Raw genomic sequence first — 20,419 nt, 5'->3', positions numbered from 1 at the left:
TGTCCCCCCCGCTCAGCACATGGCAAAAGGGGGGTGATAACCCGTCTTCTCTACCCCAAAGGAATGCGAACGGCGGTTCGTCTGCTTCGCCACCTCCTCAGCCCGTTCTCATTGGGCGGTTGGCCAGCGCGGCGATAGCGAGGACGGTGAACAGAACCCCGCATACCATGACCGTGGCGCGGGCCCCGGTGGCGGCAAGTAGCAGGCCCACGACGCCCGGTCCGACCGGGTGCAGCAGCGTCGTGAGCTGGGTCGTGGCGCTCACCACGCGCCCATGCAGGGCATCGGGTACGTCGAGCGCGACGTGGGACAGCACGAGCGCGTTCACGGCCGGGACCGGGAAGAACGCGACCGCGCCCAGCACACCGAGCGTCCAGACCGGGTCGACGGCGAGCATCGCCCAGGTTGCAGCGGCCGCCGTGCTGGCGTAGCCGACGACGACCGCCACCGGGGGCAGCCGCCGCAACAGCCACGGAGCGGCGAGCGCCCCGGCGAGCCCGCCGGCCCCGGCGGCAGTAAAGACCAGCCCGACCGCCGCCGCCGTGGCGCCCCGCTCGCGGGCCAACACGAGCGTCACCAGTCCCATCGCCGGATAGAGCACCCCCGCCGCAGCGAGCCACAGCGTGACGGCCCGCAGGAAGGGCTGCCGCCACAGCCACCGCACGCCGTCCCCCAGCCCGGCCCAGACCCGTCCGCCGGGACGGGCCGGGTCTGTGAGTGGAGTGCGCAACGTGCACACGGCGGCGAAGGAGACGGCGTAGGACAGCGCGTCGACGAGGAACGGCAGCGCCCGGCCCGCGCCAAACAGAACGCCGCCGGTCGCCGGGCCGACGAGCGCGGCGAGTTGCTGGCGGGCCTCACCACGGGCGACGGCGTCGCGGACCTGCGCGGGCGCGACGACCCGCCGCACCGCCACCGCCTCCGCAGGCGCGAACAAGGTGCCGGCGGCGCCGTCGACGACCGCGACGAGCATGACGTGTGCCAGCGTGACCCGGTCGACGAGCACCGCGGCCCCGATGCTGCCGACGGCGACGGCGCGGACGGCGTCGCAAGCGAGCATGAGGCGCTTGCGGTCGACCCGGTCAGCGATCAGCCCGGCCGGAAGCCGGGTGAGGAAGGCCGTGGCCGCGAGCACCGAGCCGACGAGACCGGCGGCCGCGGGCGAGCCCGTCAGCGCGAGGACCAGCAGTGGGTAGGCCAGACCTGCCACCGAGGTACCGAACGCGGACACGGTCTGCCCGGCCCACAGAGCGGTGAACTCGCGGTTGTGCCGCAGCGGGACCTCGACCATTCAGCAAGCCTTGCGCAGGAAGCCTCGCGCTCGTCAGTGCGCCCAGCCGTTCGGTCGACGAACTCGCAGCTATCGAATAGGCACCCTTACCAGTTGTTTCTGCAGCTCTCGTCGACTCGTCAGCTCAACTGGCGCTGCTGCGCCCACTCGGCGCGGGTGATCGCGTACTCGACGTCGCCGAGTACGTCATCAGGACCCAGCGGTGGGTAGCTGGACTTGTACTCGCGCATCAGTCGTAGACCCGACTTCTCGAGCACGCGCCGCGACGCGACGTGGAACCCGGCGGTCTCGGCCAGGATGCGCCGGACCGGGAGTTCCTCGAAGGCCTTGTCGATCAGCGCTCGACTGCCCTCGGTCGCGTATCCCATGCCCCATGCCGACCCGTGCAGCCGGTAGCCGAGCTCGGGCTCGTCGTCAGGGTGTCCTGCACCCGGGCGCAGGTGGAACCACCCGAGGAACGCCCCGGTGGCCTTGTCCTCGACCGCCCAGAACCCGTAGCCCGGCGACTCCTCGTAGAGCCGCTGGAAGTACGGCACGTGCCGGTGCTCTACATCCTCGCGGGACGGAATCGGATCCATCGACCATCGGGCGACATCGGGGTCGGTGTCGAGCGCGACCAGGTGGTCCACGTCCTCTGCCGTGAGCTCGCGCAGCAGCAGTCGCTCGGTCTCGAGATGGACACCCACGGGTCGCTCAACCTTCGTGAAGGCGGTCTGACCGACCCGACCGGGTCGCTCGGGCAGCGCGTCGGCGGGGCCGATCGTCGGACCGGATCGTAGTGGCGGCGGCGCGGTGGTAGGTGCACCATCTGGCCAGCCCCAGTGAGAGACGCGTCGTCCGCTACGCGCATCCGTCGAATAGGCGGCCTCACCAGTCTTGCTCTGGTGACGCGCTCGTCGGCGGCTGCAGTGATCTCGGCTCGGGGCGTGTGCGATCTCCACGCGGGCTTCCCGCGCGCCCTCGGCGGGCACCGGTCCCGCTCGGCCTCGATCCCCTGGCGGCGCTGCTCGGGCGCAGCCTGGGCGGCGGCGACCTGCTCGAGGGCTCGGCGCGCACCCGCTCCAGCTCCTCACGAACGGCGGTCTCACCGGCCAGAGCCTGCTTCTCGCGCAGGGCTCCACTCGAGGATCGCGTGCTGGCCGCCGAGGTCGCTCGTCGGGCGGTGCGCGAACTCGCGCCGGCGCACCGGCTGACCGGACTCAGCGCGGGAGCTTCTCCTGGCGTAGGTGGCGACGTCCCGGAGCCACCAGATCAGCTACTGAACGTACCGGTCTCGTAACAGTGGGCGTGCGGGATCGTTGGTTGCGGTGTCGGCCGTGCTGGCGCCTGAAGGGGAGCCCCCGCCTCCTCTTACTGGTGGTCAGCGCGCCAGCACGGTCGGCACGTCTTCCGAGGCTTGTCGGTCGTGGCTACGACACTGCACGTCGTGAACGAGACTGCTGCAGCACGGCTGGACGCGACGGGCTACACGGCGGCCGTGGTGCTGCGCTGGCCGCACCGCCGCGGCGGGGAGGCGCAGTGCCTGGTGCAGCTGCGCCGCGTCGCTGCGAGCGGAGCCGACCCGAACTCGGTGGTCGTCGTGGCCAGCGAGTTGCGCGACAACCCGCGCGGGCTGGGGCTGACCGCCGATGTGCCCGGCTGGACTGGTGCGGTGCTTAACCATGTGGTGCCCCGCTCGGTCGGGCCCGAGCAGATCCAGTGGCTGATGCGGCACGGCTGGTACTCCACCCACGACCCGGCCGGCCCCGAGACCCTGACCGAGATCGAGCCCGTCTGGGACGGACACCGGTTCGTTGACGACCTCGCCGTGCACCGGCTGCTGCCGCGCGTGGAGGCGCAGGAGCTGGCCGTGCGGTGGCGCCTGGAGCCGGTCGACGTCGCGCTCGCCGCGCTCGGGCAGCCCAGCCCGCGCCGCTTCGGTCTGGACGGCCAGGGTGATCTGGTCGCTCCGCCGCTGCCGCGCCGGCGGATGGCGGCGTCGATGCTGCTCACCGACCCGGCCGGGGCGATGCTGATCGTGAAGCCGACCTACAAGCCGGGGTGGGAGATCCCCGGCGGTGCGGTGGAGGACGGGGAGTCCCCGCGGGTGGCCGCGGTGCGCGAGGTGGCCGAGGAGCTGGGCATCGCCCGCACGCCCGGGGCGCTGCTGGTGATCGATCACGTACCCGCGGACCGGCAGCGCACCGAGGGCCTGATCGTGGTGTTCGACGGCGGGCAGATCGACGACCCGTCCACGCTGGTCCTGGCCTACGCCGAGCTGAGCGAGTACGCGTTCGTCACCCCCGACCGGCTCGGGGACCACCTGCCGCCGTTACAGAACCGGCGAGCGTTGGCCGCGCTGCGGGCCCGGGCCGACGAGCGCACGATCTACCTGGAGGACGGCCGCCCGGTCGACGGCGAGCCCGTCGAGTGGCGGGACGAACGCGGCGCCGGTGAGCCAGCCGGGGCGCCGACAAAGTGATCGGATTCGATCCAGTGCAGCTGCGAGGGCGGTTGGTGCCGCTGTGGGTGGCGCTGCACCAGACGTGGTCCGATCCCGGTGCCTGACCCACCCTCGCGCTTCATGTGCCGCTACACCGCCGAGCTGGTGACCATGCTGGACCCTGGTTGGGTCACTGTGCTCGGTCTGGTTGACGGCGACACGCACGCCTGGAACGAGCGCCGCGGCGACGGCTCGTTCTGCGACCTCACCGGGGACCAGTTCGCGCGCCCGGCCGTGCAGCTGCGGGTCGGGCGTCCGCTCGGCTATGTGGAGCACCGCTGGACCGGCTCCAGCCCGGCTGTCTTCCGGTCCCGGGCGACCGAGTGGCTGCGCAAGATCGGCCCAGTCGAGGCGTACTCGATCAGCAGCGACACGCCCGAGCCCGTACGCTGCCAACCTCCTCCCAGTAGCGCAGGCATACCAGTGGAAGCACCCACATGGCGTATCGGCACCGCCGCCGCGACCGGCCGCCCGGATGGCCAATCTTGATCATTGTGGCGATCGTCATCGCCGGACTCGTCGCGCTTTTGATCATCGCGCCCCTGACAGTGTCTCAACGGGCCGATGCTGCTGCTCGTCTCGACCGGTTCGCACTGGCACTCGGATGAGCACTCTGGCCGTGCTGTCGGTCGAGGCCGGTTGACGCGTGCACGTTCAACGAGGGCGGCCTTCCGTCCCCTACCCTGACTTCCCGTCGAGCCACAGCGGGTCGTCTCATCCCGGAGCAGGACGTCCAGACAGCTGCGTGATTGGGGTTCCTGACCTCGCGCCGCGACCCGCCATTCCGTCAAATCGGGCAAATCGACCCGGGCGCATAGTATGGCGGACCACGACGGCCTGGGAGCCGTGACGCAGCTTGTGCGGGGGGCGAGGCGGATGGCGGCCGATCCTGTGATGGTTGTGCTGAGGGTGAAGGCGCCGGCCGAGGTCGACCCGCACGTGCTCGGGGCGGAGCTGACCCGCGCGATCTGCACGGCCCCGATGACGGCGGAGGTAGCAGTGCTGCCGTCGTCGCGACCTCGGACGAAGCGCGGCCTGCGCCGACACGGGTTCGTCGCTGTGCTGAGTGCTCCGGAAGCGAGGAGCGCGTTGGAGCTGACGAGCGCCGTGGAGAAAGTGCTGCGCAAGGTGCTGCGGAGGAAGTTCGGGTCGGCTTCGTCGGCGAAGGTGAGATCGGCGCGGTCTCCTGACGAGGTCGACGCCTTCTGGTGCAGCGTGCGAGGAACTCCGCGTCGTCCCGGACAGGGCGAACCCCAGAGTCAGCGCTCCCGGTCGCGTCGCGCCTGCTCGTAACGTGCGGCGAGATCATGCAACGGCCGCAGCGCGGCACGCGCTGTATCGCCCAGGTCGTAACCGGCGACCAGGTCCCCGCCGCCCATCCCGCGCATGTAGCCGATCTCCCAGCCCTGCGCGTCGGGGACGAACGTGATGCCGAACCCGAGCTGCTCCCCGAGAGCGAGAAGCTCGCCGATCGCCTCCAGGCTCTTACGGTCGAACATCGCCTCGGTCATCGTCCGAGGACCCTCCTATCGCTACTGGTCCTCGCGGCCCGTCAGCAGTTCGACGATCTGCGCCATGCCGGCGGCGGTCTGGTCGAGCTTGCCGCGCATCTCGGCGAACCCGGCGTCGACGTGCTGTTCGAGGCGGTCGAACCGGCCGGCGGTCTGCACGCCGAGGGCGTTGATCGCGGCGCGGTTGGCGTCGACCTTGATCCCGAGGTCGGCGAGGTCGCGGTCGCGAGCGGCGGCGAGGTGCCGGGCGGCCGCGGCGTCGGCGGCCACCTCCTCCATCCGGGCCTCCAGCGCGGCGAGCCGGGCTTCGACATCGGAAGGGTTGCCCACGGGCAGCAGCGTACCGGCGCACGCGGACGCCACTGCGTCGCCGACCACGGAGAGGGCGCGAACGCACGTTCGGGAAACGGTAACGGTTTGCCTGGCCGCGCGGGTCGCCGGAAGGGCCCACACGGCCAACGGCGTGGGGCCTGCTCGGCGATGCATCAGGCGATGGCTCGTAGGGAATGACGGGAAGAGACGACCCGGTCGAGTTGACGCGCAGCCGTCAACGCTGAGCGTGGCTCGGCGAAACTCCGCGCCGGCCAGGGGATCCGCGAAGTCGGTGGCCCGGCCGGGCACACTGGGCTCTGCGTGCTTCTTGATCGACTGCGGCGCCCCCCGTGGTCGAGCGCGCGGAGCCGGTGGCCGTCGTCGCGAGTTCCCCTCGCCGCGGCGGCCGCCGGTGAGCTTGTGGGCAGCGGCGGCGATCTGGACGCGGTCGACGAGCAGGTGATTGCCCCGGCTGCCGGCCCATCGGCGTCTTGTTACCTCCCTCCTCGTGAAACGGCCCCTCTCGCTCGACCCTCTGATCAGGGGCTATTTTTGCCTCTGAATCCTGTTCGACGTGCGACGGCTGTCCGACGAGGCACGAGTCATCCCACTCGTGGATCAGGCGGTGTGGGGGATGAATCGAGTAAGGCTCTGCGCCGCTTCGACTGCCTGATCAAGACTTCGGTATCCCGAAATGTGCACTTGCATCGGCTTTCCGATGACGACATGAAAATGACCGTTTGGTTGTCGCAGGGCAAGTCCGCCGTCATCGTCCAGCTCTGGGACGGCGAACCAATACGAATCCGGAGGTGCTCCGAGCTTTCCTGCCTCTTGAGTCGGAGGGCTGAGCCGTCCGGCGATGAGTATCGGAACACCATCGTCAGTGGCAACGTCGATTCGGTAGCCGATGCCCGCAGGCCCACTGTCGAGCAAGTAGCGTGGCGCGGACGAGGCGAACGGTGGCGGCCACTCGGCGGGCAGGAACACCGAGCTCCCGAAGGCAGTGGCGAGCTCGGCGGGGCCGTCGAGGCGCTGGGTCTTCACGGGGCTGCTGTCGGTTTTCATGGCTCCATGGTGCAACAACGCTGCGGGAGCTGCGTGGACGATCCATCGTCCGGCTCTCCCTATCGGTCTGGCGAGTGGGGGGATGCCCCGGAGCGCCGCTGCGTTCTCAGGCCGACAAGCCGGCTAACTGACCTCGAAGAACACGGGGCTCGTGCCGGTGAGGATGGCGCTCACGAGCGTCTCGTTGGCTTCGGGTGTAGGCGTGGTCTGGACGGGGCAGGTCTCCTCCTGACAGTTGCCCTCGATCGTCGTGATGTAGTCCGTGCCCTCAGGTGTCCCGTAGGCGATGACGAGGTTGTACGGGCCCGGTCCGACCGCTCCCGAAACGACGCCACGCACCCCCGGAGGCTTGGGCGGGAACTCCTCAGTGATCGTTTCCGCGGCGAATGCAGTGGATGCGCCGAGTGCGAGCGCCGCCACGGCGGCAACTGAGGCGATGCCGGTACGCAGGGCGTAACGGCCTAGCTGTTCGCCGATGTGGCTGGCGAACCCGCCGCGCAGCGTTGTCAGGGTTGAGTTCGGGACCGTGAGCGTGGTCTGGCCGTGGTCGGAGACGCGGTCGTAGGCGGGGCAGTCGTGGTCCGTTCGGGGCATCGTGGCGCTCCTGGCGGGCGAGGAGGAGGGCGGCGGGTCCCGGGCAGTGTCGCCCGTGACGGTCGACGCGTGGGGCGGAACGACGAAACTCGACCCGGTGCGGCCGACGGTCACGCGGCGGGTGCCCGAGCCCGGTGATCCCCGGCGGGGTGATAGCTCGCGCTTTCTCGCCTCAGGAGGCCCGCGACTCCCGGACGCGGGCCGACGTGAGCGGGCGCCGGTCGGGTGACATGCGCCGCGATGGGGTCGAACTGATGTTCGATAGGCCGTAGGGTGCACCCGTTGCGTCGCCGGGCGTCGGGGAAGGGTGCGCGGCGGCGCACGACACCAGCGGCGAAACACCCGTGAGACCTGGAGTACCGATGCCGACACCCGCCCAGCAGCGTCGGGCTGACCATGCCCGCGCCGCCGCTCACGAGCTGGCCGACACGGCCGACATCCTGCGCCAGGTCGGGCACGCCGACGGGCACATCGATCCGCGTCGAGGCGACGTCAGCCTCAACCTGGCCGCGCTCGTGGACACCTGCGGGCGCCACTATCGGTCCCTGCCGGACGAGGTCGCGACGCAGGCACTGCGCGTGGCCAGCGCGGTCGACCGCGCCACCGGCCAGCGCCGGTCCCACTGAGCATCCCGCTCAGCTCAGCCACGCCCATCGAGAGCGGTCGCGGTCGCGGCCGGCGGCGGCGAGCTCCTGAACGAGCCGCCGCAGCGGCAGGTTGTGGACGCGGGCGATGAGTCGGACCGCGGTGTCGCCGAGCTGGTGCAGCGCGGCCAGCTGCGGATCGTCGGTGCTGTCGCTGCACAGGACACATCGGTAGGCCGGTCGTCCGGGCCAGCGCCGGCAACGGATCTGGTGGTCCCGGTCCAACGACGGCACGACCTCCAGGATCGTCGCCCACCGATCGGCGGACCGGCCCGCGATCAGCAGGCGGCCTCGGGCGTCGACATCACCGAGCCCCAGCCAGGGCCGCAGCAGGGTCGTCCACTCCCGCGTGACGCCGTTGGCGAGCATCTGATCGGACGGGATGATCAGCCCGTCCTCGTCCCACACTGGACGATCGCGGTGGCCCCACACCTGGTAGCGGCGCTCGCGCTGCGCTTGCTCGGCGTTGGTCAGCACGACCGACCGGGCAACCACCTGTGTGACGCGCGCCTGCGGGCACCGGGCGAAGGCCTCGGGGAACAACCTGTAGTCGGGGTCAAGCTGCACACCGCCCACCGGGTGGACCTGGTAGACGTCCCCGCGGAGCGGCTGGCCGTTGCCCATGAGGTAGCGGCTGGCGTAAGCGTGAGCTGCTCCGGCGTCGGTGGTGACGTACACCCAGCCCGGATCGTAGACGGCGCCGGCGACCAGGTAGTGGTACTGCAACCCCAGCCCGGTGGCGGGGAGCAGGAGGTCGCCGACGTCCTTGCCGGGCACCCCGCCGTGGAAGAACAGACCTGATGAGGTCGGGATCGCCGCCGCGGTCGAGGGGCGTTGCCGTCGCGTTCGTGCGCCCTTCCCCATCTCGACTCCGCTCCTCACCGATGTGCGCGCCCACGGGGTGGCTGACCAGGCGCAGCGTCGCACGAGGCACCGACAGAATGAGCACGGTCGCCTCGGGCCGCGCGCCTCACCCGGAGACCGGGCCAGGCCAGGCTCCCGGAGGGCCGACGGCGGGTCCGGGCAGCGCAGCGATGCATCGGGTGATGGCCGTCGGGGTTCGAGCAGGGCGCAGCGGGTCGAGTTGACGCGTACGCGTCACCACTGCGTGGTCGGTCGCGCGAGCGAGGCCGCCGGGTGGCCGGTCTCGTCGGCGATGACGTGCTCGGCGAGCCGCCGGAACTGCTCGGCGGCCGCGGCGACGTCGGGCCCCGTGCCGTCGGGGTCGGCGAGTAGCGCCGCGGCGAACTCGCCGACCGGCCAGGTGATGAGCACGCCGTGGCGGGCGAGGTAGAGCCCGACGGCGCGGATGCGGTAGTGGTCGCGGGTGTCGAGCCAGGCGTAGCCCTGTAGTTGCCACAGCCACCTGGCGACGCGGTCCGGGTCGCGGAGCGAGATGACGGTCTTGACGTCGAGCAACACCGTCTCGCCGCGCAGGTCACCGCCGGCACCGGGGCGTCGCACCAGCCGTTCCACCCCGGTCAACAGGGATCTTGACTCTCCAGAAGATCAGAAGCACCGACACGGGTGGCGGGTCTCCGCCGCCCGGCGCGTCTGGACCGCCCACAGGTCAGCGCGCCGGGGCGGGGCAAGCGATCGATGAACCTGGCCGACCCATCCCGGTGAGATCGCCGCGGCGGTCGCGCCCATCGGCACCGGTTCCATACAGCGATCACACCGGGATGGGCCAGCCAGAACCCTCGACCGGCCCTTCGGGCCCCCGCCCCGGCGCGCTGAGGGCAGAGCGGCGCTCCAGTCACACCGAACACCGGAGGCCCTCGATGACCACCACTTTCGACATCCCCGCCGCGGACCAGGCCCGCTACGACCGCAACGACGAGCTCGCGGTCGCGGTCGCCTACAGCGAGAACGCCGGCCCGGCCCCGGCCGCCGGGACCGCACTCGACCCCGACGGCGAACTCCCGTTCTGACCGATTGAGCGGCGGGACCCCCGCCCCACCGCCCTTCGCGGTGCGCCTGCGCTCACTCATCCACCCGCATGCCCTCAACCAGCCATCACCAGAGAGATCGGAACTACCTATGAACACTCTCCCGCGCCTGAGCGGCCCAGCCGAGCTGGTTGCTGCCGTGCCGACCATGCTGGGCTTCTACCCCCACGAGTCGCTGGTCGTCGTCTTCACCGGCGGCACCGGCGGCCAGGTGATCCTCACCGCCCGCATCGATCTGGTGCCCCCCGATCGCGTCGACGCGCAGGTGCGATCGTTCCTCGGCGACGTGCTCGCCAGGACTCCCGAGATCACCGGCATCGCCACAGTGATCATCTCCATGGAGAAGCGCCACGACGTCGCCGGGGCCGTCGAACTCGAGGCAACCAACCTCGGGCTCAACGCCCGGAGCACGGTGTGGACCCCGCAGATCACCGCAGGCGGCGGCCGGTGGGAGTGCTGCGAACCCTGCCCATGCGGTGGCGAGGTGCCGCCGCCGGCGTCGACGCCGTTCGCCCTCGCCTCCACCGTCGAGACCGGGCGGGTCATCGCCGCCGACCGTGCCGCCCTCGCGCAGCTCGCCGACCCGGTCAATTGGCCAACCCTGGCCCGTCGTCGGCGTCTCCTCGACCTCACCGCCGTCCCGGCCGACGGACCCGCACTGCTCACCGCAGCTGCCCGCGCGAGCGCTGGCCCTCTCGATGAGGACCAAATCCTCGCGCTGGGAGCCGCCCTCACCGGTGAGGACACCCTGACCGCCGCGCTGACCCACTGCCTGGGCAAGAACGCGCTCGCGGCCGAAGCCGTGTGGCTGCAGCTCACCCGCGAGCTCCCTGACCCCTATGCGGCCCATCCGGCGGCGCTGCTGACGATCGCCGCCCTACTCCGCGGCGACGGCGCGCTGGCCAACATCGCAGTCGACCGCGCACTCAGCGCCGACCCTGCCCATCGCTTGGCCCAGCTGCTGCGGCGTCTCGTGGCCGTCGGGATCCGGCCCGACGCGCTGCGCGAGCTGCTCGACGATGCCAGGACCGCGCAGCTCGATACCCCACCACCAGCCCGACCGCGGCGGATCCGCTGAACCGCGCGCCCCCGAGGCCGGACGACATGAGCCATCCTTCCGGCTCTGCCGAGGCATTCGACCTGTTGGCGCCGGCCTCGGCACGCCGACCCAGCCATCTGCGCGGACCCACCGGACTGCTGTGCGCACCCGGCACGGGGCATCGCCTGTTCCGGCAGATGACCATCGTCGCCGGGGCCCGCCCGCACGTGCGAGAGGTGCCGGACACGGCGGTCACGAGCACACCGTCAAGGACGCGACCGTCGTCGGCGTGATCGACATCGACTTCAGCCCCGAGCAGCAGGACACCGGCGGTGACGCGGCCGCAGGGCCGGCGGCGAGACCCGCCGCTAGGCACTGCAGATCCAGCGCCCGCGGTGACATGACAGCGGCGCGGCTGGCTCCACCCGAGCCAGCGATCGCCGCCCCGGCGAGGCGACCGCATTCTGCACCCGTCCCGCGGTCCGGCATCAAGCCCGGACAGGGTGGTTGACGCCTAACCGGGAGGCCAACGTCGACCGAGCCGGCCCCACCAGAATGGGAAACCGACTCACCCACGACCCCGAAACGACTCCGGGCCCGAGCATCCGGCCGTGTCGGCGGCCGGTGACCGCGATGACGCCAGCACGGCGGCGGCGGGGCAAGCGGCGATGAACACGGCCCACCCGGCCTGAGGACGAGCCTCGCTGCGCTCGGACGCCTTCGGCGTTCCCCAGACCGGCCGAGCCACAACCCCCGCCGTCCCTGCGGGACCCCACCACCACCGTGCTCAGGCCCTCCGCGATCACGTCCCCCGACACGCGGAGAGCCCGATGCTTACACGCACCACCATCATCACGACACCCACCCCGAACCGGCCGACACATCGTGGCCCGATCCGCCGCACCACCACCACCACCGTCGTCGCCGTCTTCCTGACCGCGGCCACGGCTGTCCTCGCCGTCCTCGCCGAGCCGCAGAGGCCAGCGTCGGCGAACCCGCTCTCCGCGCCGGCAACCAGCGCCGCGCCCATGCAGACCCCGGCAGGCACCCCACCGAACGACACCGCCGCGACCGACGACCCTGCAGGTGATGCCAGCGGATCCCGCTACAGCCGCGGCCTCGCCTCCAGCACGGTCGGTCGTCTCTTCGACCAGGACGGTCGTTCCTGCACCGCCACCGTGATCGACTCCCGCTCGGGCACGATCGCGGTGACCGCTGCCCACTGCGTGTGGGTGCCGCGTAACCGCGGCAACTACGGCGGCTCGTCCTGGCTCAGCGCGCAGAGCGGCCCGATCGCGCTCGACCGGTTCATTCCGGGCAGCGTCTCCAACTCGGCCCCACACGGATCGTGGGCGATCACCGAGGTCCGTGTCCATCCCCGCTGGGTGGCCAGCGACAACCCCCGCTATGACGTCGCGTTCATCCGCCTCGGCCGCTCCGACGGCCAGAGCGCCGAGGACGTTCTCGGCGGTGAGCGGATCTCCTTCAGCGCGTACTCCGGTTCGAGCCGTCCGGCCGTCACCGCGCTCGGCTACCCCGCCGAGGACGGCTTCGACGGAGCCAGCCTGCGCCGCTGCAGCACCAGCGCGGTCACCACGACCGACGAAGGTGAGCTCGCCATGAACTGCGCCATGACAGGCGGCGCCTCCGGCGGGCCGTGGATGACCGGGTTCGACCCCGCCACCGGCCGCGGCGTGATTGTCGGTGTCACCGCCTACGTCCACGTCGCCGACCCCACCCTCTATGCCACCCCGCTCACCGATGAGGCCCGCGTCCTCTACCGCGCCGCCGACACCGCGGCGGTCGCCGACGCCAACGACCAGAACGATGACAACTGCGGCCCGGGTCGAGACACCGACCGCGGCGAGGCCGCTGGCGACGTCACCGCCGTGGGCTAGGTAGCCACCCGCCCGATGTCTACCGCGGCGGGTGGCCGGCGCAGCCCGGTACCCCCGGCCGAGGGGGTCGCTCGGCCCGGCCGGGGTAGCGACGCCGTGATCCCGGCCCATCGGCCGACCGCTGCTGCGGTGGCCTGGCGCCGCCGGACTCCGCAGCGTCGCTGATGCGGCCGCATGATCAGGCCGCGGCGGCGGGCAAGCGGCGATGAACACGGCCCGCCCGTCCCCTGGGACGGGCGGGCCGCAACCCCCGCCGGCCCTGCGGGCCCCGCCACCGCGACCTGAGGACCTGCCGCGTCATCCCCGACGCGACCAGGGAGTCCTCATGATCACCGTGTTGTACCTGCACGAGGGCGCCACCGACGTCCCCCGCCACCGTGGACAGCGCCTGCGCGCACTCGCTCGTGCCGCCTCCCAGCGCCATCGTCTGACGATCGGGCTCCAGCGCGATTCGATCCTGCGCCACCGCCTGGAGATCCACCTCGACCCGCACGTGCTCGCACTCGTCGGGTCCCGCGCGGCGGTCCGCGCGTGTCTCGCGGTGCTGGTGGAGCTGCCACCCGATCGTTCCCCTCGACAGATCGCCATGGCTCTCGCCGAGCACGCGCGTCCGGTCAGAGGCTGGTCCACCTGAGTGGCAGCCCAGCCCTGAGACCACCACCCACCGCGACCACGACCTCGCGGTGCCCAGACGTCCGCGGCTCACCCGCGGAACCAGCCGGCCGCCAGCGCAGCGCCTCGCTTCCCCGGCTCCGCCGGGCGTCCCGACCCCTCCCGGCTGCATGCCTGATCCAACCCGGCAGACGTGCGCCGACGATCTCGAAGGAGTACCCACGATGACCACCGACCGCGACGTGCTCTACGCCCGTGCCTACCTGTCCGCCATATCGAGCCCACCGGCCCCGCACCTGATCGATCTGATCGCCGACATCGGGGCCGTCGAGGCCGCCGCCCGCGTATACCGCGGCGACATCCCCGCCGCCATCGCCGCCGAGATCCAACCCACGCGCCGCACCTCCGCCACCGTCGCCGACACCGCGGTGTCCGCCCTCCTGGCTGCCCAGGCCCACGGCATCAAGCTGATCACCCCGGAACACCCGCACTGGCCGCACTCCGCCTTCACCGTGACCGGCGGTGGGTGCCCTGTCACCGCGCCGGTCGCGCTGTGGGTGCGCGGCACCGCTGCGCTCACCCAGCTCACCGAGCGCGCGGTCGCCGTCTCCGGATCCCGCGCCGCCACCGGCTACGGCCTCCACATCGCCGGCGAGCTCGGCGCGCAGATCGCCCAGCGTGGCCACACCGTCGTCACCGGCGGCGCGCTCGGCATCGACATCGCCGCCCACCGCGGTGCACAGGCCGCGGACGGCGCCACCCTCACCGTGCTGCCCTGCGGCCTCGACCGGATCTACCCGTCCGCCCACACCACGCAGCTGCTCGCCAGCGCCACCGACACCCGGACCGCGGGCCTGCTCGTCAGCGAGTACCCGCCCGGAGCAGTCCCCGCACGCGCCCGGTTCCTAGCCCGCCAACGCCTGCTCGCCGCATTCGGCACGCGTGGCGTCGTCATCGTCGAGGCCTCCGCGCGCAGCGCCGCGCTCGCTCTCGCCGAGGCCGCGATCTCCCAGCACCGCCCGCTCAGCGCCGTTCCCGGGCCCCTCACCTCCCTCACCTCCGCCGGCTGCCACACCCTCGTCCGGTCCGGCCGCGCCGCGCTCATCACCACCCCGGCCGCGTTCGCCGAGCAGCTCAGCCAGGCCGCCGAACCACGGACGGCGGGTGAGCACACTGCGACCGCCAGCGCCGATCCGACGCTGCCTGCCCCGGTCGCGCAGCTGCTGGCCCGGTGCTGGGACATCGAGGGCTACGACGGTGGCTGGAACGGCGGCGACATCGTCGACCTGCTCTGCCAGTGGTTCGACGAGTTCGGCGCCGACATCACCCATCCCGCGCTCGGCCAGGGCGGCCCCACGGCATACGACGCCTGGTCGCGGGCCGACCTCCTGCGCTTCGCGCATCGCTACGGCCACCGCGTTGCCCGCGCCATCCCCACCACCGGGCCCACCCCCGAGCCCAGTACCGCCCTCGGCCGAGCATCCGCACCGCCGGCGGACTTGGTCGACGACGAGACCACACGAGCGCGACGGCCACGGTGACGACGGCGCCGGCGACACCGACCCGGACGACGCCGATTCCGATCACCCCGATGACACGCCGCCAAGCACGGATCAGCGAAGCGCGGCACCAATCGGGCGCCCCCGAGACACGGCGCGCTCCCGATGACCACGCAAGCCGTGCACGAGCAACTGCTTCCCGGGACCACCGCTCCCGGGCTTCACCTGCACCGCGTGCCCGCGCCGCGCACATATCCCGACCCGCATAGGAGAGAGGGCCCGAGCATGACCACTTCGGCCGACCCCAGCACCGATCACGCCAACACCGGTCAGACCGACTACCCGTACCTGCTCAGCGGCGTGGACCCGCGAACGCTGCGCGCCGTCGACAACCTCCGCGACATCACCGACATCCGCGAGCAGCACCCAGATCTCGTGGCCTCCATCGCCGAGAACGGCATGAACCCGCTGGTCTCCATCATCAACGTCACCCCCGACCCCGACGGGTGCCTCGCCGTGCTCGTGGGTTTCCACCGCACCGCAGCCGCGGTCGCGGTCAAGGAGGTCGAGAACCCCGACCTCGTCATCGACGTGCTGGTCCACGCCCCCGGCACCACCCGACGCGAGGTGAAGGTGGCGCAGGGACTGGAGAACCTTCACCACAAGTACCTCACCCAGGCTGACGAGGCGAGACTCTACGACCAGCTCGCCCTCGAGGGACTCGACGACTTCGGTATCGCCGAGACCCTGGTGCGCCCGATCGAGCGTGTCCGCGCCGGCCGCGCGGTCGCCGCCGATCCGCGCACCCACGCCGCCAGCGTCTCCTCCCCCGACATCGATCTGCTTGCGCTGGCCCACCTGCTGGAGTTCGCCGACGACGCCGACGCCCACCAGGAGCTGGTCGAGGTCCTGGACCAGCACCCGCGAGACCTCGATTGGGCGATCAGGCGCCTGCGGCGCCAGCGCGAGCAACGCGACCAGCTGATCAGCGAGGCCCAGCGGCTCACCGATCTCGGCTACACCGTCCTCGACGGTGTCGCCAGCCACCTCGAGCTTCCCGACGGGGCAGCCCGCTTCGCCAACCTCTGCGCCGCCGACGGCGACGAACCGATCGACCCGGCCCAGCACGCCAGCTGCCCCGGTCGTGCCGCCTATCTCACCCCGCAGGCCCACGGCGAGACCACAGTCGCGGTGACGGAGGTATGCGCGGACTACGCCACCCACGGTCACCGCACCATCGCCGCGGCCAAGCAGGCGGCCGCCGAGGAGCAGCTGCGCGAGGCCGGCGTCGCGATCGTCGACTTCGGCGACGCCGCGGTCGTCCCCCTGACCTCCCTCTACGCTGACGAGCACGCCGAACGGTGCCTCACCGTCGATGACCACGCCTCATGCCCCGGCCACGCCGCCGTGATCACCCCCGCCCGTTGGGCCAGCACCGACGTCGAGGTGTGCTACGTCTGCACCGACTACGCCGACCACGGCCACGTCCGCATCCGCGTCGAGCCCGCGCGAGCCGACCGCGACGCCGCCTGGCAGTCCGCAGAGCGCAGGCGGGCTGCGGCGAACAACCGGTTGTGGCGCGCCGCCAAGATCGACCGCCGGGACTGGATCGCCACGTTCTTCACGGGCTGGCGCAAGCGCAAGGCCAGCACGCTGCCCCCGCGCATACACCACTGGCTCGCGCTCGGTCCCGTGCTGGCCAGCAACTACAGCGGCGAAGCGGCATCCACGCACACCTACGCGTGCACCCTGCTCGGCTTCCCGGAGCCCAGCTACCGACGCGACCGCAACCCGATCGCCGCGCACCTGCGCAAGCGCTCGACCACCGAGATCCAGGCCGTGCTCATCCGCCTCGCGCAGATCGTCGGAGCCTGCGAGCAGCACTTCAACCTGGCCAGCACCGACCAGGCCACCACGTGGCGGGAACCGACCGAGGACACCCGCTTCTACTTCGAACTGCTCGCCGTCCTCGGCTATCCCCTCTCCCACGTCGAGCAGCTGATCACCAACCCCGACCTCGACATCCCGCTGTGGCCACATCTCGCCCCGGACACCGCCGATGACACCGCCGATGACACCGGCCACGACACCGCTCGCGTGCCCGGCGCGGACCCCGACGACGCCGAGTTCGACCACGACCTCGACGACCTCAACAACGAGGTCAGCGGCGACGCCGACGAGGAGCCCGCTGCTGCGGGCGAAGCCGCGGAGCCCATGGGCGAGAACGCCACCCAGGCCAGGTCATCGGCCGAGTCCTCGATCGAGGTCCCCGACAGCCAGATCACGAGTCAGTACCGGGCAGCGGTCTAACACCGCGGCCCCGCCAACCGGGCCCGCGCCGACTTCCCCGCGGCGCGGGCCCGGCCCACTGCACCCACCCCGACCCCGCACACACGGAGGGCACACGGAGGGCAATCATGCCGACACCGAGCCACACCCCCACGCCGCCCGCGATCGCCGCCGACCAGTGGCCCGACCTCCCGCGCACCGCTACCGCAGCCGTCCCCACCGAACGGTCGACCCAGGCCTTCTCCTCAGCAGCCGCTGACTCCTTCACCGCGGCCCGCGACCTCCTCGGCGATCGCTGCGCCGGCGGCGTCTCAGCGGTCCTCGACCTGATCGACTGGTCCGAGGACGAGATCCAGCAGGCCCAGCATCGGCATCGCCGTCGCGCCGACCTGCTCCACCACAGCTTCACGCTGCTAACACCAAACACCGCCCTCACCTCGAGGATGAGCACGGAGTTCGTCTACCGCGCGCACTGCCGCGAGCTCCTCGACCGCGTCGCCACCGGCGGCGACACCCGGCCCGCGACCGCGGCCGAGATCTGCTGCGCGCTGATCGCCGCGAACCAGCTCAGCCCGCTGCGGCCAGCGGCGTTCGGGCTCTACGCGCGCATGTGGCAGCTCGCGGGCTTGATGGAGATCCCGGGACTCGCCGAGGCCGGTCACCACCACGAAGCGCTGAAGCGCTCCACCATCGACGACCTCGAGCGGCTCTCCCGCAGCAAGCTCGCCGTCGCTGAGCGTCGCCTCAGCACCATCGACTGCCCCGGCCGCCACCACGGCGACCCGGTGACCTGCGCCTACGCAACCGCAGGATCACACACCCCGCGCGGCTAGAGGCCGCGCCGCATGGCCTCTTCACCGTTCGACGTCCGAGAGGAGGCGCTCATCTTGTCGATACCGGCGCCGCTGGTCTACGCCCCGGTGGCGACCTTCCGGAACCACGCCGCTCGACGGCCTGCCCACTCCTGATCGGGCGGGGCACATGCGCCTGCGCCCTGGCAGCTCAGCAGCTGCGCCGCACCCCGCCGTTCGTCACCTGTTGCACACCGAGAGGAACCCGTCGCCATGTCCGCTCTGGGTAACACCGAGATGCTCGCCCCCGCCGATCCCCGCCGCCGTAGCGCCTGGGCGCAGCTGGGCACCGATGTCGCCGGCACCGGCAGCGCCCACGAGGCGCTGGTCGCCGCCGGGCTGGCCGGGTGGAACATCCGCAAGCTCGACATGTCCGGCACCGATCTCACCGAGCACGGCGTCACCACGCTCACCAATCCGGACAAGGTGATGCTGGTCTACACCGACGCCGACTCCGGTCAGACCCGCTACCTGTCCACTGTGGGCCGCACCTACGGCGTGCACCAGAACGAGGCCGGCGCCGCCGTCCTCGACGCCCTCGTCGCCGAGTCCGGCGCCCGCGGCACCGGCTTCGCCGGCGCCATCGAGGACGGACGCAAGACCTTCGTCACCATCGAGCTGCCGCAGCTGATGCGCGTCGACGGCGTCGACGCCCTCCAGCTACACCTCGTGGTGTTCAACGCCCACGACGGCGATAGCGCGTTCCGGGTGATGATCGTGCCGTTCCGCCCGTTCTGCGCGAACCAGCTCAACATCGCCATCGCCCGCCGCGTCAACTCCGTGGCCATCCGGCACACCCGCAACTCCAAGATCAACGTCGCCGACATCCGCGGCAAGCTCGGGCTGCTCTACGACTACAGCACCGCGTTCGAGGCCCAGGCACAGCGGATGATCCGCACCGCGATGTCGAGCCATGAGTTCGCCGACCTGATCCGTGAGATCTGGCCGGTCACCGACGACGCCTCGATCCGCACGATCAACAACGCCCACCGCCGCACCGAGGCCCTCACCACGCTGTGGGGTTCCGCGCAGACCCAGGCCCCGATCCGCGGGACCCGCTGGGCGGCGTTGCAGGCCATCACGGAGTACCTCGACCACCACGCCCCCGCCGCGAACCACGACGTGCGCGCCCGGCGGGTGCTCGTCGGCGACCACATCGCCCACCGCAAGCAGGCCACCTACGACCTGCTGGCGGCCTGATCCAGCCGCCGCGCACCGCTCGCCGTCGCCAACCGACCGGGGCGGAGCCACGCCCGCCGCAGGGCTACCGCGGCCACATCCCACCTCGAGCCCGGTGGGAGAACGCCCGCCCTGGGTCCCCCGCTGTTCGTCCATCCGCACGCAGAAGGAGAGATCGGCATGGAGCCGACGATCAAGAAGGACTGGATTCAAACCCTCCGAGACAACCCGCAACGCCAAGGCAGGAGCCACCTCGCCGCGATCCACACCGACGGTGTCGAACGGCGCTGTTGTCTCGGCGAGCTATGCGAACTGGCCGTGGCCGCCGGCATCATCGGCCGCCGCGAGGTCGAGCACACCACCGCGTTGATCCATCACCCCGGGCTGAACCCGGTCACGGTCGTGATCTACGGACGTCCCGGCGACGAGTCGACCATGTCGCTGCCGATCGCGGTCGCGGAATGGGCCGGCCTCGACTCGTGCGACCCCGACATCGCGCCTGAGCTGCCCGCGTCGCAGGCCAACGACGACCGGCGGATGACCTTCGCCGCGATCGCCGAGGCGATCGAGGACTACCGGTGATGGCCAGGCCGGGCAACCGGATCCGGTCCGACCACGGTGGGCCGTCGCCCGATCGCTCGACCGGCGCAGCCTGGCAGCCCCACGACACATCCGCTGCAGCCGCCGGCGCTGCAGCCACCGTCGAGGCCGCTACCGCCGCTGCGGCGGACAAGACCGAGTGCCCGGCGCCGATCCCGGGTGATCCGGTCGCGTCCCTGAGTCAACTGATGGACCTGCTGGCCTGGTACGACGGCGACGCCAGGATGCGCTACGACGGGACCGCCGCGGGCGCCCGCCACGACAACGGCCGCCGCGCCGGCCTCGCCGCCTTCGCCGCCCTGGCCTTCGCCGTGCGGGCCGGGCTGCTCAGCCCGCGCAACGACGAGGCACCCGCCACGGCGATCGGTGACCTGCTCGCCGATCTGCGGCACCTGGCGGACTCCCTGGGGCTGGACTACGCCGACCTCGACACCCGCGGCGAGGACCACTACCGGCACGAGCTGCGCGGATAGCTCCGACACACCGAGGACATCCCGCGCCGTCCTCAGGCCCGTCCCGAGAGCACCGGAGCACCCACCGACCCTTCGCCGTGCGCTCTCCACGGCCCCAACATCGACACACCCCGTCGTCGTCGAAACGCCCC

General features: G+C 71.6%; 21 protein-coding genes. 13 read left to right on the top strand and 8 right to left on the bottom strand.

Going from position 1 to position 20,419, the window contains the following annotated elements; translation table 11 throughout:
• Positions 1-97: 97 nt before the first annotated feature.
• A complete protein-coding gene (locus tag FB558_RS42530; protein ID WP_142065379.1) occupies positions 98-1,291 on the bottom strand; it encodes an MFS transporter in 1,194 nt (397 codons plus the stop codon).
• A gap of 119 nt (positions 1,292-1,410) precedes the next feature.
• The gene (locus FB558_RS42525; protein WP_142065377.1) at positions 1,411-1,977 is read right to left on the bottom strand and encodes a GNAT family N-acetyltransferase; all 567 of its coding nucleotides are present in this window, start codon (positions 1,975-1,977) and stop codon (positions 1,411-1,413) included.
• A gap of 740 nt (positions 1,978-2,717) precedes the next feature.
• Here FB558_RS42525 and FB558_RS44250 point away from each other — a divergent pair.
• The gene (locus tag FB558_RS44250; protein ID WP_211367253.1) at positions 2,718-3,752 is read left to right on the top strand and encodes an NUDIX domain-containing protein; all 1,035 of its coding nucleotides are present in this window, start codon (positions 2,718-2,720) and stop codon (positions 3,750-3,752) included.
• 102 nt (positions 3,753-3,854) lie between these two features.
• Positions 3,855-4,262, top strand: a complete 408-nt coding sequence (locus tag FB558_RS42515) for a hypothetical protein (protein WP_142065375.1) — start codon at positions 3,855-3,857, stop codon at positions 4,260-4,262.
• A 770-nt stretch (positions 4,263-5,032) separates the two neighbouring features.
• Here FB558_RS42515 and FB558_RS42510 read toward each other — a convergent pair.
• The 4 genes from FB558_RS42510 to FB558_RS42495 form a co-directional block, all read right to left on the bottom strand.
• Complete coding sequence (locus tag FB558_RS42510) at positions 5,033-5,284, bottom strand: hypothetical protein (protein ID WP_142065373.1); 252 nt, start codon at positions 5,282-5,284, stop codon at positions 5,033-5,035.
• 21 nt (positions 5,285-5,305) lie between these two features.
• Positions 5,306-5,614 (bottom strand): permease, encoded by a 309-nt coding sequence (locus FB558_RS42505; RefSeq protein WP_211367252.1) that lies wholly within the window; start codon positions 5,612-5,614, stop codon positions 5,306-5,308.
• Positions 5,615-6,214: 600 nt separating this feature from the next.
• A complete protein-coding gene (locus FB558_RS42500; RefSeq protein WP_142065371.1) occupies positions 6,215-6,661 on the bottom strand; it encodes a hypothetical protein in 447 nt (148 codons plus the stop codon).
• Positions 6,662-6,784: 123 nt separating this feature from the next.
• Positions 6,785-7,255, bottom strand: a complete 471-nt coding sequence (locus tag FB558_RS42495) for a hypothetical protein (protein WP_142065369.1) — start codon at positions 7,253-7,255, stop codon at positions 6,785-6,787.
• A gap of 362 nt (positions 7,256-7,617) precedes the next feature.
• Here FB558_RS42495 and FB558_RS42490 point away from each other — a divergent pair, with 362 nt between their 5' ends.
• The gene (locus FB558_RS42490; RefSeq protein WP_142065367.1) at positions 7,618-7,881 is read left to right on the top strand and encodes a hypothetical protein; all 264 of its coding nucleotides are present in this window, start codon (positions 7,618-7,620) and stop codon (positions 7,879-7,881) included.
• Between the two features lie 9 nt (positions 7,882-7,890).
• Here the strand turns inward: FB558_RS42490 and FB558_RS42485 are convergent, their stop codons facing one another.
• Both FB558_RS42485 and FB558_RS42480 read right to left on the bottom strand, forming a co-directional pair.
• The gene (locus tag FB558_RS42485; protein ID WP_142065365.1) at positions 7,891-8,763 is read right to left on the bottom strand and encodes a hypothetical protein; all 873 of its coding nucleotides are present in this window, start codon (positions 8,761-8,763) and stop codon (positions 7,891-7,893) included.
• 234 nt (positions 8,764-8,997) lie between these two features.
• A complete protein-coding gene (locus tag FB558_RS42480; protein WP_142065364.1) occupies positions 8,998-9,363 on the bottom strand; it encodes a hypothetical protein in 366 nt (121 codons plus the stop codon).
• A 317-nt stretch (positions 9,364-9,680) separates the two neighbouring features.
• Here FB558_RS42480 and FB558_RS43730 point away from each other — a divergent pair, with 317 nt between their 5' ends.
• From FB558_RS43730 to FB558_RS42435, 10 genes are all read left to right on the top strand, one after another.
• On the top strand, positions 9,681-9,830 hold the full coding sequence (locus tag FB558_RS43730; protein ID WP_170231831.1) for a hypothetical protein: 150 nt from the start codon (positions 9,681-9,683) through the stop codon (positions 9,828-9,830).
• Positions 9,831-9,870: 40 nt separating this feature from the next.
• Positions 9,871-10,926 carry a DUF4192 domain-containing protein gene (locus FB558_RS42475; RefSeq protein WP_142065362.1) on the top strand — a complete coding sequence of 352 codons (1,056 nt, stop codon included), beginning with the start codon at positions 9,871-9,873 and terminating at the stop codon, positions 10,924-10,926.
• 791 nt (positions 10,927-11,717) lie between these two features.
• Entirely contained in the window at positions 11,718-12,785 is a 1,068-nt protein-coding gene (locus FB558_RS42470) for a trypsin-like serine peptidase (RefSeq protein ID WP_142065360.1), read from the top strand.
• 325 nt (positions 12,786-13,110) lie between these two features.
• Complete coding sequence (locus FB558_RS42465) at positions 13,111-13,419, top strand: hypothetical protein (protein ID WP_142065358.1); 309 nt, start codon at positions 13,111-13,113, stop codon at positions 13,417-13,419.
• A gap of 202 nt (positions 13,420-13,621) precedes the next feature.
• Positions 13,622-14,938, top strand: coding sequence for a DNA-processing protein DprA (locus FB558_RS42460; protein WP_211367251.1), 1,317 nt, complete (start codon positions 13,622-13,624; stop codon positions 14,936-14,938).
• 123 nt (positions 14,939-15,061) lie between these two features.
• Complete coding sequence (locus tag FB558_RS42455) at positions 15,062-17,206, top strand: ParB/RepB/Spo0J family partition protein (protein ID WP_142065356.1); 2,145 nt, start codon at positions 15,062-15,064, stop codon at positions 17,204-17,206.
• A gap of 107 nt (positions 17,207-17,313) precedes the next feature.
• Positions 17,314-18,018 carry a hypothetical protein gene (locus FB558_RS42450; protein ID WP_142065354.1) on the top strand — a complete coding sequence of 235 codons (705 nt, stop codon included), beginning with the start codon at positions 17,314-17,316 and terminating at the stop codon, positions 18,016-18,018.
• 231 nt (positions 18,019-18,249) lie between these two features.
• The gene (locus FB558_RS42445) at positions 18,250-19,236 is read left to right on the top strand and encodes a DUF932 domain-containing protein (protein ID WP_142065352.1); all 987 of its coding nucleotides are present in this window, start codon (positions 18,250-18,252) and stop codon (positions 19,234-19,236) included.
• A 159-nt stretch (positions 19,237-19,395) separates the two neighbouring features.
• Positions 19,396-19,797 (top strand): hypothetical protein, encoded by a 402-nt coding sequence (locus FB558_RS42440; protein ID WP_142065350.1) that lies wholly within the window; start codon positions 19,396-19,398, stop codon positions 19,795-19,797.
• A gap of 206 nt (positions 19,798-20,003) precedes the next feature.
• Positions 20,004-20,288 (top strand): hypothetical protein, encoded by a 285-nt coding sequence (locus FB558_RS42435; RefSeq protein WP_142065349.1) that lies wholly within the window; start codon positions 20,004-20,006, stop codon positions 20,286-20,288.
• Positions 20,289-20,419 lie beyond the last annotated feature (131 nt).

This window comes from Pseudonocardia kunmingensis (assembly GCF_006716445.1).
Taxonomy (GTDB): Bacteria; Actinomycetota; Actinomycetes; order Mycobacteriales; family Pseudonocardiaceae; genus Pseudonocardia; species Pseudonocardia kunmingensis.
The sequence above is the reverse complement of the archived record's forward strand: the minus strand, read 5'-3'. Positions and strand labels throughout refer to the sequence as shown.

Bases quoted from the DNA above. Each gene is read 5' to 3' on its own strand.
- FB558_RS42435 (WP_142065349.1), top strand. From the start codon at position 20,004: ATGGACCTGCTGGCCTGGTACGACGGCGACGCCAGGATGCGCTACGAC.
- FB558_RS42490 (WP_142065367.1), top strand. From the start codon at position 7,618: ATGCCGACACCCGCCCAGCAGCGTCGGGCTGACCATGCCCGCGCCGCC.
- FB558_RS42445 (WP_142065352.1), top strand. From the start codon at position 18,250: ATGTCCGCTCTGGGTAACACCGAGATGCTCGCCCCCGCCGATCCCCGC.
- FB558_RS42530 (WP_142065379.1), bottom strand. From the start codon at position 1,291: ATGGTCGAGGTCCCGCTGCGGCACAACCGCGAGTTCACCGCTCTGTGG.
- FB558_RS42460 (WP_211367251.1), top strand. From the start codon at position 13,622: ATGACCACCGACCGCGACGTGCTCTACGCCCGTGCCTACCTGTCCGCC.
- FB558_RS42510 (WP_142065373.1), bottom strand. From the start codon at position 5,284: ATGACCGAGGCGATGTTCGACCGTAAGAGCCTGGAGGCGATCGGCGAG.
- FB558_RS42515 (WP_142065375.1), top strand. From the start codon at position 3,855: ATGTGCCGCTACACCGCCGAGCTGGTGACCATGCTGGACCCTGGTTGG.
- FB558_RS42455 (WP_142065356.1), top strand. From the start codon at position 15,062: ATGACCACGCAAGCCGTGCACGAGCAACTGCTTCCCGGGACCACCGCT.
- FB558_RS42440 (WP_142065350.1), top strand. From the start codon at position 19,396: ATGGAGCCGACGATCAAGAAGGACTGGATTCAAACCCTCCGAGACAAC.
- FB558_RS42470 (WP_142065360.1), top strand. From the start codon at position 11,718: ATGCTTACACGCACCACCATCATCACGACACCCACCCCGAACCGGCCG.
- FB558_RS42495 (WP_142065369.1), bottom strand. From the start codon at position 7,255: ATGCCCCGAACGGACCACGACTGCCCCGCCTACGACCGCGTCTCCGAC.
- FB558_RS42465 (WP_142065358.1), top strand. From the start codon at position 13,111: ATGATCACCGTGTTGTACCTGCACGAGGGCGCCACCGACGTCCCCCGC.
- FB558_RS43730 (WP_170231831.1), top strand. From the start codon at position 9,681: ATGACCACCACTTTCGACATCCCCGCCGCGGACCAGGCCCGCTACGAC.
- FB558_RS42485 (WP_142065365.1), bottom strand. From the start codon at position 8,763: ATGGGGAAGGGCGCACGAACGCGACGGCAACGCCCCTCGACCGCGGCG.
- FB558_RS42450 (WP_142065354.1), top strand. From the start codon at position 17,314: ATGCCGACACCGAGCCACACCCCCACGCCGCCCGCGATCGCCGCCGAC.
- FB558_RS42500 (WP_142065371.1), bottom strand. From the start codon at position 6,661: ATGAAAACCGACAGCAGCCCCGTGAAGACCCAGCGCCTCGACGGCCCC.